Origin of the sequence: Acinetobacter sp. SwsAc5, from assembly GCF_013391485.1 — a bacterium.
Classification (GTDB): domain Bacteria; phylum Pseudomonadota; class Gammaproteobacteria; order Pseudomonadales; family Moraxellaceae; genus Acinetobacter; species Acinetobacter towneri.
This window is the reverse complement of the sequence record NZ_JACAXD010000025.1, coordinates 1-13,978: the sequence shown is the minus strand read 5'-3', so window position 1 is coordinate 13,978 and position 13,978 is coordinate 1. Positions and strand designations below refer to the sequence as shown.

Sequence of the window (13,978 nt, the reverse complement as noted above, 5' to 3'; positions counted from 1 at the left end):
TGGGCGATGGCAAACGGCTGCATTGGTGTCTTTATCTTCGTAATATTCTTCTAAACCATCTGGGCGATGGCAAACGCAAAATTCTAGTGACAGATGAACAAGTGGAACTTCTAAACCATCTGGGCGATGGCAAACGTAGCTGAGTTATATAAAAGCAAACAGCGATTCTTCTAAACCATCTGGGCGATGGCAAACGCCCTGCATTTATGGAGTGGTGTGTGCGTGGTCTTCTAAACCATCTGGGCGATGGCAAACTTAATTTAGATAAATCCGCAATTGTTTCACTTCTTCTAAACCATCTGGGCGATGGCAAACTCAGAAACCTTTTATGTTATTCGCAATCAAGTCTTCTAAACCATCTGGGCGATGGCAAACCTTTTGTGGCTGCTCCAACTCGTTCAGGTAAACTTCTAAACCATCTGGGCGATGGCAAACGCAGTACGCCAAAGACATCATGAATGTTGAAACTTCTAAACCATCTGGGCGATGGCAAACAGGACTTATTGGAATTACAAGGCACGCATGCTCTTCTAAACCATCTGGGCGATGGCAAACTTAGTGGTTAAATAGTGGTTAAATAGTGGTAACTTCTAAACCATCTGGGCGATGGCAAACCATGTATCCCGCAGATGGTGAAGATTCATTTTCTTCTAAACCATCTGGGCGATGGCAAACTTGATAGCTTAACCAGTTCAGCCATTGAGCAACTTCTAAACCATCTGGGCGATGGCAAACAAATAAAAGAGGAAAAATATATTGCGACTATGCTTCTAAACCATCTGGGCGATGGCAAACGTTCGGGAACAAGATTAGCTAAAATGGGTGGTCTTCTAAACCATCTGGGCGATGGCAAACATTACCGCAAAGACACGAATCAAAAATTTGATCTTCTAAACCATCTGGGCGATGGCAAACATGCAGAACCTTCCTAGATAAAGTTTCTGTACCTTCTAAACCATCTGGGCGATGGCAAACCTAAATTTTCTTTAAGTTCATCATCTGAAACACTTCTAAACCATCTGGGCGATGGCAAACTATACGGCTATTGTAAAAAATAGACTGTTTAACTTCTAAACCATCTGGGCGATGGCAAACTAGAACTTTTATCATAAAAAGCTCTAGATAATAATGATATAGGTTTTTAAAGAGTGAAAATAGATCAAAAAAACAAAAATCAATAAACTTTTGAAATCATTTGATTTTATTGCATAGCTCAGAAATGAAGTTAAACATATAGTCTAAGACATCCTGATCTTGGCAGGATTCAATCAGTTGCATTCTAAACTCTTTTTGATTATGTCCATTTTTGGCAGAAATAAACGCTTGTGGCATAACAAAAGCATCTTTTACTAAATCTGCAATATCGAAAACTAAACCACCACGACGTGTCTTACCGTGCAAAATAGGTAAGGCAAAACTTATTCCCATACCATTTAGTGTGACAGAAGCATAACCATAAGCAATGTAATTACCATGATCTAGATAACTATTGGCAATATCACGTAAGGACTCATGCGACCCTTTTCCTTCCTCACGGCTAAATTCAAAATTTAAACCCGATGCAAGTTGTTTATAGAGACTTTTTGCCCAACGGCCTTCGGCTGCTAATAATTCTGTTTGATTATTTGCCAAATCAATATCTTGTAGAAAACGTGTCATAGCAATGGGGTCAAGCGATATACCGTGTTGTATTAAGTTGATATTCTTTTTCCATGCTTTTTCAGTAATAGACACACGTTCGCTTAGTAAAACTTTAGCCATCAGTAAGCGAGCATCATCTTCAAGCCAAGCTCTCATCCACGTTTGCATATATTCGGTTGGGCGATATTCACTTTGTGGTGCGAGGAAAGTGAGATCAAGTGATGAAAAGAGAGGAGAACCGCCTGAACCACAAAATCCAACCATAACATTAGATTCTGCCAAACGACGGGCGGCAGCATCGGTTAAGGAGCTGCCTTTACCGAGCAATAAGAACGCCGTATTTTTTTCAGGAATATTATAAAAATGTTCCATCGGTTGAAGGTTATCCGTCAGATACACAATCCGATCATCTTTGAGCATGACACGTACCCGCTCAAGGTAAAATACACAGGCTCGTTTAGATAACATCAGAGCACGACTGCGTTGCTGACGGAAATCACTCATTTTTATACCTCAAACACAGGTAATGCGAAAGCGTGTTGTTTTCGTGCTAGGCCATACCCATCAGGTAAACCACTTTTTAACACGTTAACATCCTTGTAAGTTTCAGGAAGTCCAAAATTTTCTTCCTCAAAATTAATATCAAAAATCTCAATAGGAACCGTAAAACTTTGTCCAGTACTTTGACTAATGACCTTAAAGTAAGGAAGTTTCTTGGCTTTATTAAGACGTTTGGTATGTAAACTTTCTCGTTCAGGATAATCTTTTAAAAAATTGGGTTCAGCTTTTAAGGTCGGTAATCGAAAACGAAAATAACAGCGCCAACCCGTCACCTTTGCTATAGGCACAGCAACAGGATGATTGAGTACAGCATAGTCCCTGATTTTCCAATGACCTTTAATGCGCTCAACCAATTGATCTAAATCATCTTGTTCCGATGCAAAAATACGTAAAACATCATAATTTGGTGTTATGGGATAATTATATTTTGCTTCTTTGGTCAGCATTTTTCGTTGCTGGCGTGGTGAAATTTCTAAAGCTAAGGCAAATTTTTCTGGCATTTTTCGAAAAGCACCATGCACAATACTGTAAATTTGATTGCGCAGATGGGTGAGGGTAAGCTCACCATCATCCGCACTGTCCAAAATCCGAATATCAAGATAATAGTTGGGTTGCATATTACTCTCCCTCAGAGTAAACGCCGCCACGAACTAAGCAGGCTATTAAGAACATACCTTTATCGCTATTTGGGTCTAAACTGCGAATTTCTTTTAAAATATCAAAAGCAGAATCTTTTTTCTTTTTGTCTACACGGAAAAAGTCCTGTGCGTCTAGGCTTGCGCCATTTGGCTCTACAGGAATTGGTTTACTATCATTCTCTAAAAACTTGTCATACCAAGTATCAATGGTGCGTAAGGCATTGCCAATTTTTTGGTCACGAATCGCTGCTTGTCCTAAAAACTGATTGTCTTTGGCCTGACGTTCAGGGCGGATAGGATTGAGTTGATACAGTGAGCGCGAAAAACCTTTTGGTTTTTCTTCAAGATAGTTTTGTGATGGAAAGACTTCAACACCGCCCATGCCAAAATCTACAATCGCTTCAATATGTAATCCTGAATTGACATCACCTTGCATGCCTCTGACTAAGATATTGGCAATTTTATTTTCACTTTCAGAAACATCATCAAATGATTTTAGGCTGTAATCCAAAGCATTAAATTCAGCAATTAATTTATAGCTTTTAGTCGTCTGACTTTGATCATGTTCAATAATTTCGCTGACTTTAATCGAAATATGTTCTGCAACGCTGCGATTACGCCATAACCAACGTCCATTCACAATGTTGCGGACATAACGACGAGCAACTTCTTCAATCCCTTCGCTATTTTTAGCCTTTTCGATAAAATCCTTGAAACTTGCGCGAAAATCTTTTTCCTCTTGTTTGTCTGCACCTGCTTTGGATGCTGAAGCAAATAAAATATGATCTAAGTCGATGAAACGTAAACTCCATTTGACTAGAAGCTTAGCATCGGGCAAAAGTTTCGCCGATTCTGTCATTTGAATATTGGAAACTTCACGGGCGACAGAGTTACCCGAAGCAGCACCTTTATCTTTATTGCCTGCCACGTTTTGAGTACCACGAATACCATGATACATCACATGTAGAGCCTCTTCTTTGCCATCAGCATGCAAATGGTAGAAAGCAGCATCACTGATTAATGTTCCGCGTTGTAAAGAAAGGCTGCCTGGTAATTTTTTGAAATTTTCAGATGTAGACATGATGTTTATTCCTTATAAATGTCAATTAGTTGTCGATCTGTTGATTTTGTTGCAATAAAAAAACGTCATCTTGAATCCAGTGATATGACCATTGGATTTGTTCTAAATAGCCATCGGGATAAATTGATGTTTCAAGGCGGATTTCATTCAAGATTGAATTAAGTGAGTGATACTGAATCAAGCCTGTTAAAGGTTCTGCATAGGCATGTTGTGTTTCATCCTGATCATCGGCATGGCGAATCCCAGTACGATCAGCAGTTGGTTGTTCAAGTAAGGCATAACCTAAAGTTGTTGCAGAAAGCCATGCTAAGTTTTCATTCGGTAAATGTTCTAAAATAGGTGTATCACTATTTTTAGCTTGCGGACGATGCGCTAAAAGTTGGCTAAAGGCTTGTAAGCGATTTACTTGATATGCTTTTTGATAGGCGGTTAATAAATCATTCCTATCATGAATTAAAAAGCCAGAGCTGATCTGAGCCAAGGCATCTTCAGCATCATTAAAATCTTGAATTTTCCCAAACTCGAGAATATGACCGCCTGCAAATTTACTTCTTTTGATAGTTTGAACTAATGTGTCTAGATCTGGACGTCTAGCGTCTTTAAATTTAATTACTAAACTGAACAGCAAATGACAGCTTGCAGTAGGCTGTAGTGAAAGAGCATATTTATTTTTTGATGAGTAATCTGTTTTACCAATGAATGTCGCGCCGCGTCGTTGTGCTGGAGTGAAGCGACCATAAGCTTCTCCACCAAGTGGTTGTATATCATGGTGCACATAATAAAAGCCGAGATCTTCTTCATCAATTTGACGTGCAAGGTGATGGCTAAACATGGCAGCAGCCATCAGTGGAGCACCACCCATAATTAAGCCATTGCTCTGAAAATTTGCTGCTTGCACTTTAATGTATGGAATAACGACGAAGCAACTCATTTTAAAAGCTCCTGAATACGACGTGAGAGGAAGCTTTTGGCATCAGCTTCCGATAGGCTAATATCAACCGTATTTTTAATCTCTTTTTTCCAGTAACTGTGTTTCGTGATTCGTCTTGCTAAATCATCTGCAAAAAACTGTTGCCAATCTTCAAATTGTTGCAGTTCAGGATCAATTAAGCCTTGAGCGATCAGAGATACACGCGGATGGCTCCACCTCGATTTTCTCTCCAACACTTTTAAACTAGGCAAATCATTTGCAACAGACTTTAAAATTTGGAGGATGTCTTGCCCTTGTTGCAGAACATCATCGACAACTTTCTGAATAGTGGTTAATTCTGCTGCACGTGTTTGCATATTTGAAAAAGGGGAGTGTATGCCATGTTCATGGAAGCCCACCTTTAAACTTAGTTTTTGTTGTTCAATCAAGGATTTTGCATATTCAGTCAATTCTTGATACATCGCTCGATTGATATAGGCATTTGAAATTTGGTAATCAAAGCCTTTATAAAAATACTGAAAAGCAAGGCGTGTTTCAGGATCTTGAGTAGGTGAGTCAAGAACAAGAGGACGTTGCATGGATCGGACTAGACTTCCGACGTTTTGCGGATTTGATCCGCCAATACCAAATACAGCTGTCTTAATATTCTTCAGTTTTGTATTTTTACCTTCTGCTTTACGTTGTTCTTTAAGTGCATCAACTTCAGTATTAATCAGTAAATTCAGACCTGCTGCTGAAAGTGGGCTGATGGATAGATACTCATTATTTTTAGGAATGAGTAATTGACGCATGCGAATATCAATAATATCCAACCCTGCAGTAAATGGTTGTTCAAATATCTTGTTTAAATGTGGTTTAAGCAAGGCCACGTTTTGCTTAAATTCTTCATCTGCTTCGGACAGCTCTTCATCTAATTGAGCTGCTTTGACGACTTTAAATAAAGTTGCAGTTTTACCTGCATTTGCTTGGTAGTCGGTTGGAACAAGAAAATCATCAGCAAGTAATGTTCGTGCTGAAATATAAGGTAAGTTTAATGCATGGCTTTGCGCAAGGCGGATACCGCCTTTTTCAATATTTGAGTTAACGGTTTTTAGGCTGTAATGAACAGATTCAGCCAAGGCTTGCTGATAAGGATTTTCCTCTGTATCTTTTGTCATAATGCATCCTAAGTTATTAAAATATATTTGTTTAGAGTATTAATAGCGGATGAAATATTTATTATCAAATGCTATTTTTAGTTAAACGACATGATGTGTCGCAGAGATGCGATTAAATCCAATGAATAATTATATCCATCCAATATGCATACAATTTTTATATCCGCTTGTGAAAAACGCGCTTTAAAAAAGACCAGAGCTGTTTTAGATAGCTATGCAATTCGCACTGGGCAAAGTTCATGGCAGGCACCTATGACCATGGAAGGACTTAAAGAAATTCGCAGTGCACTGAAAAAAACAGCAACACGTCAAACTGCTGTAGCAGCTTATGTGAATTATGGTATGCGCAGAATGAAATTGGTTTGGGTCGTAGGTTCTAAGCATCGTTTTAATTTAGAGGGTGCTTATCCAGTTGCTTCGACATGTAAACAACAAAAGCAGCTGCAAGTGCCTGAATGGGTTCGAGCAGCAAGTTTACTTGCAGGTGCTGCAGGTGATGTACATGACATTGGTAAGGCTTCTCAGCACTTTCAAAGCAAATTAAGTCCTGCGATGGCAGGGCAGATGCTCAAAGATGATGTACGACATGAATGGTTGTCGATGAAACTATTGCAGCAAATGCGTAAAAATAACTGGAATTGGCCAGAAGCATGGAAAAATATTGATCGTAACTTAACAGATTTAACCCTGGGCGAACGTACTAAGATAAGAAAACAATTTTTGCTGAATGAATTAGAAGCCGTGGATTATTTGGTGGTGACGCATCATGGCTTATTGGGAGATAACAACTGGTATCCAAATGCGGATTTGCATGTCAGGGAAAAACATCCTCGTGTAGAACAATTCACCTGTGCGGGTGATTTAAATGACAGCATATTTAAAAGTCACCAAAACCGTATGGCCCGCTTAGCGAAAATGACCCAAGCAACGGAAGATCAACAGTTATATTGGAAAGCTTTAGCACTACATAGCCGCGCAGCACTCATTCATGCAGACCATACCGTTTCTGCGGAACAGTTTTCTGAAACAAAACCTGAAAATGTCAGCCTATTTGCCAATACAAAGATAAAAAATAGTCCACAAGGCAAAAAGGAGCGAATGCAAGATCAACCTCTGGATTGGCATTTGCAGCAGGTTGGAGATCGTGCTGCGTATATCGCCACAAAAATGATGACAGATTTGAATCTTGCTGGTTTAAGTGAACAAACGGTTGAGTTTATCTGTCAGCCTTCTACTTTACCCAGATTTCAGTGGCAAAATTTGGTTGCTCATGCCTTACAAAAGCAAATCAATAAAATGCCAGATACCCCTTGCTTATTGCTGAATATTGCAGGAACGGGGAGTGGTAAAACCAGAATGAACCTGCGTGCAGCATGTATATTAAGACCGAATGATCCACGCCTTGCCATTGCACTGAATCTTCGCTCATTAACGTTACAGACTGGTGATGCACTTAAAAGCTCCATGAATCTGTCGGATGATGAAATTGCCGTGATTATTGGTGATCATGTCAGCCAAAAGTTATTTAATGAAAGTCGTGCAAATGCGTCTGTGGCTGATGAAGATGAAAATTTACCAGAACCTGTATTTGATGCTTATGCACAGGATCAAGACTTACCACAGTGGTTGCATCCTCTATTTACTAAAATAGTCAAAGGAAAAAGGGGAGTAGATAAAGTTGCTCAAAATGTTTTAGCCTCGCCTTTATTGGTATCCACGATTGATTATTTAATCGCGGCAGGCGAACCACACCGACAAGGGCATCATGTTAAAGCATTGCTCAGAATAATGAGCAGTGATCTGATTTTAGATGAAATTGATGGTTATGAACCTAAATCATTAATCGCTGTATTGCGTTTAGTCCAATTGGCTGCAATGTATGGTCGTCATGTCATTTGTTCATCTGCAACGCTTTCAGCAACAGTCGCAGATAGCATTTACCGCGCTTTTGAATCAGGAGTCGAGCTTCGCGCAGCCTTATATAAGGAACCACAAAAATTTATTGCAGCGATTGCAGACAATGAATTGAAGCCTAAAATACTGGTACAAAAAAGCCATGAACCATCAGTATTTAATCAGGTTTATCAACAGCATTTAGATGAGTTGCAGCACGTTCTTACGGTTAAAGCAGAACAGCCATATCGTTTGGCACGTTTAGCCAGTATTGAAAATCCTTCTGTTGATCAATGGAAAAGGACGATTTTGGAGCAGACAGAAGCTCTACATCAACAACATCGATGGTCACTTAAAAAACAGGACAAAAAACTTTCATTTGGTTTAATCCGTGTGGCAAATATCAAACATGCTATTGATTTAGCAAAGCATTTATCAGGCCGACTACCACATGCACAGATTGCTTGTTACCATGCTCATGATTGGCTAATTTCACGATTCCACAAAGAAAAACGACTCGACTTTTTGCTCACGCGGCATAAAAATGGCACAAAACGCCCAACGGGAAATGAACATATTTATACGGATGAAGAGATATTAAATATCGTTCAGACCTCTAACGCTATAGATATTCCATTGATTGTGATTGCGACGCCTGTAGAAGAAGTTGGGCGCGATCATGATTTTGACTGGGCGATTATTGATGCTTCAAGTGTGCAGTCGATAGTTCAGACAGCAGGGCGTGTTAATCGACATCGCTTAAATATTGTGCAACATCCCAACATTGTAATTCCACAATTTAACTATAAATACTGTGCAAATAAAGATAGAACTCAGCCAAAAAAGCAGGCGGTATTTAATCGGCCTGGTTATGAAGGTTATGTGGACACCAAAAAACAATATAAATCGCAAGATTTATCGCAACTTTTGCCTTGGTCTAATAATGAACTGGTGGTTGATGCCAGACTTAGATTCAATGCCAATACCTGCGACTTTACAAAATATGATGATGAACAAATTCAAAAGTTTAATCAGGACTTTTTTGCTTCAGAAGGTGAACAACTCTTTTCTAATATTCAGGTGAATGCAGCTTTGCTAACGGAACAGTTATATAAAGATACATGTCTAAGAGATATGCAAAATCAGGAAGTATATAGCTTTGATGTTGAGGATGATGAATTATCTATTTATCAGCATTTTCCAGATTCCGTAGAACTGAATATTCAGACTGGAAAATATGAGCAAGCTGTTAAAAGTGTCACTTTTAATATTGAACCAGCTCCTGATAATGCTTGGTTGAGTTTATCACCTGCGCAACTCAAGGAGCTAACATTAGAGTATGGGCTTGCAGTGCAAGAGGGATGTAAGTTGTCTTTGTCTGTTTATAATGACCAAAGCCCGCAGTGGATATACTATCTTGGGTTCGGGGTTTATCACTGATCTGTTATTGATTAAATTTTATATGTATTTCCAGATTGCTTTTGATTAAATCGGATGGTTTATATTCAATTCAATAAATGAATATTATGCTCAATCCTATTTTGGATCATTTGGAGAGTTTCAGATCTAATTTGTTCAGGTAATAGATCATGAGCAATCTTCGTAAATCGGCTGGCAACTTCGCAAATTGAGTTAATCATTTCATCAACCTCTTGAATAGAAAGCTCTGCTTCCTGAATGCCCAGTTTGACAATGGCAGACCGAGTAATATCCAGTGCTTCACCCATAATATCCATTTGATGATATCCACCTGGGCCTTCACAGAAAGTAACGTCGTAGGCTGGGGCGAGTTTCCATTGTCCATTTTGAGACATTAAAAACGAAAAGTTTTTGCAATGATCATCTCGATTATTGAACACCACATTGAAAACAGCGCGCTTGAATGCAATCGCTTTTTCGCGAATATCATTGGTACAAAAGTGTGTAGCACGAAGAAAGTTGCTGTAGTCTAAACTCCCAGGTGATTTAAAATCAGCCCCTGTAAAGGCAGCTAAACTTTGCATAGGGATGCGCATGCCATCGCAGCGGTCAAATCTTTTTGAGGCAAATGCAGTTAGGCCATTCGGAAGAGTGAAGTATTGGGTGTCTGGGGTGTCAATATGACAATGACGCAAACATTCTGCATAAACAGTTTCAATTGCACAAACTTCAGGATGCTCTTGCTGAGCGGGAAATTTGATCAGCCAAGCTTCATGTTGATGTGAGTGAACTGTTGAGAATTCATTAGTGACAGGATCACGATAAACAAGTGCTTTTGGCCTTGCACCTTGTGGAGACCCGCCCATAATTAATAAATGCTGTAAAAATTCGGCACCTTCTCCTTTGAGAACTTCCTGAACTTCTTGAGCGAGTCTTAGCAATGGAATATTTTCAGCTAATGTTAACTCGGATGCTGAAGGTTCAAAGGATAATGCCCCCATTGCATGTGTACTAATATACGTGAGGCGTTCTAAAGGCCCAACTCGTGCTGGATTAAGTCCATTTTTTTTAAATAAGCGATCCATCAGGAGCATGCCCCAGCCATCGGGTAAGGCATCGTATATAGGGCCTGGTAATCCCATTTGATGTGCAGGAAAGTTCTTTCTTAATGGGTCACCTTTTAGCGGAAGTAGGTAAGATGAAAGCTCTAAACCTTTACTAATTGCTTCTGCGCTGTATTCAAAAGCAATCAATGGTCGACCTGTGATTGCAGTTGAGGAAACTAGTGTGCCCCAAAGCCAATATTCGCCCCATCCATTGTAGTAAACATCAAGTTTTTTGAGCATGGATTCATTTCCTTTTGATACGTTGGCGAGCCGTATTACTCTCATAGCGGAGCATGTCATCTACACTATTTAAATGTGGTTTGAAAAGTTCCTCTAATTCTTTTAATCGGCCGAGCACCATGGCAACACGTACTAAATTTTCAAATGAAACATTTCGACCAGCTTCTAGATTAGATACAGTATTCACACCAATACCCGCACGCGCAGCAACATCTGCCTGAGTCATTTCCAGATAAAGACGTTCTTTACGAAGCCTCTCACATAATAAAGCAACAACTTCTTCAGGTTTTTTGAATATTAAATCCATAATATTGTGTTTTACATTGTGATATCACCATTAAAACACAAAAAAATGGATTTATGAAATTATGCCAGTTGGTCGATAATGAGATGCTTGATTGGCTGATGAGATTCTATTGGATTAAAGAAATCTAATGATTTTAATGCATTTATTTTTTGCAACTACCTACGAATATGTCGTATTTGGGGCCCGAAACTGTAAAATAAAAGATAATAAAGAAAGTATGATTGGGGATAACATAATATAAAATCAATAAAAAAGCCTCAATCTTTCGACTGAGGCTTTTAAAATTCTGGAGCGGGAAACGAGACTCGAACTCGCGACCCCAACCTTGGCAAGGTTGTGCTCTACCAACTGAGCTATTCCCGCATGCGGTGTATAATACATGATGCAAAAATAGGGTCAATCATTTTTTGCATGTCATTGTACTGACTGAATAAATAAACAACATTTTTAGAAAATAGTGTGGTTAAATGACTTAGGTTATTTGTTTTTATAAAAGTTTTCATTGTCTGCAAAAGTTTCAATATCGCTTGCTATGCACTGTAGTTATGCGAAAAATAAAAGTATCAGACATAAAAAATCCGCAGTACTAAATTTCTAAAAATGAAGCCGACTGCGGATTTTTTAGGTGATTCAAAATAATTTTATTAAATTTAATGTGTGAGAGTAATAAAGTATCATCCTAAAATCAATATAAGTTTTTGATTTTATTCATTAAGAAAAACTCTTACGAAAAATAAAGTATCATCGTATAAGTTTGTTTAATTCTTAAACTTGGGTAAATTTAGTAATAAAGTATCATCCTATACTTTGTAAAATAATATCAACTTCACCTGGCTTCATTGATTTATCACCATATAGTTTAGTCTGGGTCTTAGTGTCTTTTTTCAAAGGTTTTTCAATTACTTGTACATTATGTTTAGGGAAGTACTTTTTTAATATTTCAAGAGTTGAATTAAAGGTAAATTCTCGTTTATCTGTTCTAACGTAAATAGTGCTCTTATCTTTCATAATTTGAGCACATAAGCCAAAAACATTATCAAGTAGGGCATAATATTCTTGTTTATTGACAAATCGACCTTTATGTTTATCCTTAAGTGACTGAGGATTTTCAGGCCCACCTAATAACCAAAGCCTTAACCATTGATCTGCGTGATAATCTGTTATTGAGCAATAAGGTGGTGAAGTAATTAATAGTGAGAACTTCATATCCTCATTAACATATTGTTCAGCAATATTTTTTAATTCGTCAGAACTATCGCCTAGAATCACTTTACTTTCAGTAACTTTAGGCTTACCTTTTTGGTAGCGCCAGTTAATTTTTTTAAGAATAAATTCATAAGGATTTATTTCTGGAGGAATAATCAAATTCTTTTTTTTCCACCAATCGACTGAATAATTCATCCCCATTGATTTGGTCATTCTCATTTGATTGGATAGACCTTCACCTAATTTTCCATGCAAATGAATAAGAAGGATAGACATTAGTGTAGAGTCTATCTGATTATTTTTCCAATCTAAGTGAGTTCGTGCTGCTAATAAGAATTTTAAAACTTCATCACAATAACAAATTCGATAGAATTCAGGCATTTGTTCTATAGTGATATTATAGTCATCCTTTTTATTATATATATCTAATAGGCGAACAGTAACGTCATCTTTATCTGCTGGTTGCAGTTTTACTTTGCCATAAAGCCATCCAACTGGATTAATTTCAATACCTAAACTATTGCGTCCAAGGACTCCACCTGCATAAATGCTGCTACATCTACCAGCAAAGGGATCAATGATATAATCACCCTCTTTAGAATATTCTTCTACAACATTGAATGCAAATTCTAGTGGAAACATCGCATAGTAAGGACCAAATCTTGCCCAACGGGCTTCAGCGGTGCTAAACCCTTTTAGAATCTTGTCCTTTGCTATCATACAACTGCTTTTTCTCTAATTTCTCGTGCAATATCTTCAAAAATTCGTTTACCCAAATTTAAAGGTATTGCTGCTTCTGCATGGGCTGAAACGAGGGGGGAGACGGAATTTGGATATCTACTTGAAATTAATTGATCAAGCAAATTCATTATATCAGCAAGCCTTGAAAATTGGGAAGGATTTGCTGTATTTAGGTCTTTATGTTGGTCATTATAACACGCTACAACGGGGACAATTTTGTGTCCAGAAGCTGTTTTGTAAAATAATTTTCTGCCAAAGTAGGTATCTTGTCCATATGGTTTGGTACTTTCAGAGAAAATGATATTCTTTTTTATATAAGCATCGTTTAATAATAAAGCAGATTGTTTCGGAAACTTATCTACAATACCATCTTCTGTAGTATCAATATCTAGGAAATGATTAAAGAAAGTTCCTGATTTTTCAATACCAATAATAAAAAGATCTTGACCATTAATTTTCTTTTGTAAATCATTTATTCTGATTAGCTCATGGTTAATAACTTTTGTTAACCAAGCAGAAGTACTAAAAACCGCTAATGGACCATCCATAATAAAAGCAACTCTACGTAATGTAGCTAACCAATTCTTTTTTTCAAATGCTCTTAGAATATGAATAAGCCATAGCATTTCCAATGTTGCCATAGTTTGACCAAACAGCTCACCATTACTACCTCCAGGATTCATTAGTTCATGTAAACGTAGTGCATCTGTTGAAAAAAGGGTTTCACCACTATGAGGACAAGTGTATTCCCCATAACCATAGGTCATTTCTTCACTTATGTCTTCAATTGGACTTTTGGGTAAATTCTTTTCTTTAAACTGTTCTCTTTTTATTCGAAATAAATGCTCATATGTATCAAGTAATGTCTCTCCCTCAGAAAAAACAATATTACTTTTTAACTCTTCAAATAAGGCTTTACGAAAGGATGCTTTGAACCGTACCGGGTTTGTCGGAGACCAAGCTTTCTGAGAGAATGTCCCGATGAAAAAAGTAAAATATACCCCTGAAATCAGAGAAAGAGCGGTTCAATTATTGATTGAATCCGAGAAAGATTATC

The 13,978-nt window shown here is 37.9% G+C and carries 10 protein-coding genes, 1 tRNA gene and 1 CRISPR repeat array (1 of these 12 cut by a window edge); of the genes, 1 reads left to right on the top strand and 10 read right to left on the bottom strand.

All coding sequences use genetic code 11. The features are described from left to right. A CRISPR array of direct repeats spans nucleotides 1-1,095; the repeat unit is 28 nt; unit sequence CTTCTAAACCATCTGGGCGATGGCAAAC (it extends 2,174 nt beyond the left edge of the window). 96 nt (nucleotides 1,096-1,191) lie between these two features. The 5 genes from cas1f to HYG89_RS12670 are packed head-to-tail and all read right to left on the bottom strand — an operon-like array spanning nucleotide 1,192 to nucleotide 6,009. After that, a complete protein-coding gene (cas1f, locus tag HYG89_RS12690; protein ID WP_070154190.1) occupies nucleotides 1,192-2,145 on the bottom strand; it encodes a type I-F CRISPR-associated endonuclease Cas1f in 954 nt (317 codons plus the stop codon). A gap of 2 nt (nucleotides 2,146-2,147) precedes the next feature. After that, entirely contained in the window at nucleotides 2,148-2,819 is a 672-nt protein-coding gene (locus tag HYG89_RS12685) for a type I-F CRISPR-associated endoribonuclease Cas6/Csy4 (RefSeq protein WP_178867810.1), read from the bottom strand. A 1-nt stretch (nucleotide 2,820) separates the two neighbouring features. Further along, nucleotides 2,821-3,921, bottom strand: a complete 1,101-nt coding sequence (csy3, locus tag HYG89_RS12680) for a type I-F CRISPR-associated protein Csy3 (RefSeq protein WP_178867809.1) — start codon at nucleotides 3,919-3,921, stop codon at nucleotides 2,821-2,823. A gap of 25 nt (nucleotides 3,922-3,946) precedes the next feature. Continuing rightward, a complete protein-coding gene (csy2, locus tag HYG89_RS12675; RefSeq protein ID WP_178867807.1) occupies nucleotides 3,947-4,852 on the bottom strand; it encodes a type I-F CRISPR-associated protein Csy2 in 906 nt (301 codons plus the stop codon). Beyond that, the gene (locus HYG89_RS12670; protein WP_178867805.1) at nucleotides 4,849-6,009 is read right to left on the bottom strand and encodes a type I-F CRISPR-associated protein Csy1; all 1,161 of its coding nucleotides are present in this window, start codon (nucleotides 6,007-6,009) and stop codon (nucleotides 4,849-4,851) included. The genes csy2 and HYG89_RS12670 overlap by 4 nt, the downstream gene beginning before the upstream one ends. Before the next feature lie 144 nt (nucleotides 6,010-6,153). Here HYG89_RS12670 and cas3f point away from each other — a divergent pair, with 144 nt between their 5' ends. Further along, nucleotides 6,154-9,342 (top strand): type I-F CRISPR-associated helicase Cas3f, encoded by a 3,189-nt coding sequence (cas3f, locus tag HYG89_RS12665; RefSeq protein ID WP_178867803.1) that lies wholly within the window; start codon nucleotides 6,154-6,156, stop codon nucleotides 9,340-9,342. A 65-nt stretch (nucleotides 9,343-9,407) separates the two neighbouring features. Here cas3f and HYG89_RS12660 read toward each other — a convergent pair whose 3' ends face one another. The 5 genes from HYG89_RS12660 to HYG89_RS12640 all read right to left on the bottom strand — a co-directional run bounded on the left by HYG89_RS12660 (nucleotide 9,408) and on the right by HYG89_RS12640 (nucleotide 13,808). Continuing rightward, the gene (locus HYG89_RS12660) at nucleotides 9,408-10,667 is read right to left on the bottom strand and encodes a type II toxin-antitoxin system HipA family toxin (RefSeq protein ID WP_131261189.1); all 1,260 of its coding nucleotides are present in this window, start codon (nucleotides 10,665-10,667) and stop codon (nucleotides 9,408-9,410) included. Nucleotides 10,668-10,671: 4 nt separating this feature from the next. Further along, entirely contained in the window at nucleotides 10,672-10,974 is a 303-nt protein-coding gene (locus HYG89_RS12655) for a helix-turn-helix transcriptional regulator (protein ID WP_070153706.1), read from the bottom strand. Between the two features lie 287 nt (nucleotides 10,975-11,261). Further along, nucleotides 11,262-11,337 (bottom strand) — tRNA-Gly (locus tag HYG89_RS12650). A gap of 432 nt (nucleotides 11,338-11,769) precedes the next feature. Next, nucleotides 11,770-12,900: a DNA methyltransferase gene (locus HYG89_RS12645; protein WP_125272557.1), complete on the bottom strand. Its 1,131-nt coding sequence runs from the start codon at nucleotides 12,898-12,900 to the stop codon at nucleotides 11,770-11,772. Next, nucleotides 12,897-13,808, bottom strand: coding sequence for a DNA double-strand break repair nuclease NurA (locus HYG89_RS12640; RefSeq protein WP_372595711.1), 912 nt, complete (start codon nucleotides 13,806-13,808; stop codon nucleotides 12,897-12,899). The genes HYG89_RS12645 and HYG89_RS12640 overlap by 4 nt, the downstream gene beginning before the upstream one ends. Nucleotides 13,809-13,978 lie beyond the last annotated feature (170 nt).

Coding starts and splice junctions, on each gene's coding strand:
- HYG89_RS12660 (WP_131261189.1), bottom strand. CDS start 10,667: ATGCTCAAAAAACTTGATGTTTACTACAATGGATGGGGCGAATATTGG.
- HYG89_RS12670 (WP_178867805.1), bottom strand. CDS start 6,009: ATGACAAAAGATACAGAGGAAAATCCTTATCAGCAAGCCTTGGCTGAA.
- csy2 (WP_178867807.1), bottom strand. CDS start 4,852: ATGAGTTGCTTCGTCGTTATTCCATACATTAAAGTGCAAGCAGCAAAT.
- csy3 (WP_178867809.1), bottom strand. CDS start 3,921: ATGTCTACATCTGAAAATTTCAAAAAATTACCAGGCAGCCTTTCTTTA.
- cas1f (WP_070154190.1), bottom strand. CDS start 2,145: ATGAGTGATTTCCGTCAGCAACGCAGTCGTGCTCTGATGTTATCTAAA.
- HYG89_RS12655 (WP_070153706.1), bottom strand. CDS start 10,974: ATGGATTTAATATTCAAAAAACCTGAAGAAGTTGTTGCTTTATTATGT.
- HYG89_RS12685 (WP_178867810.1), bottom strand. CDS start 2,819: ATGCAACCCAACTATTATCTTGATATTCGGATTTTGGACAGTGCGGAT.
- HYG89_RS12645 (WP_125272557.1), bottom strand. CDS start 12,900: ATGATAGCAAAGGACAAGATTCTAAAAGGGTTTAGCACCGCTGAAGCC.
- cas3f (WP_178867803.1), top strand. CDS start 6,154: ATGCATACAATTTTTATATCCGCTTGTGAAAAACGCGCTTTAAAAAAG.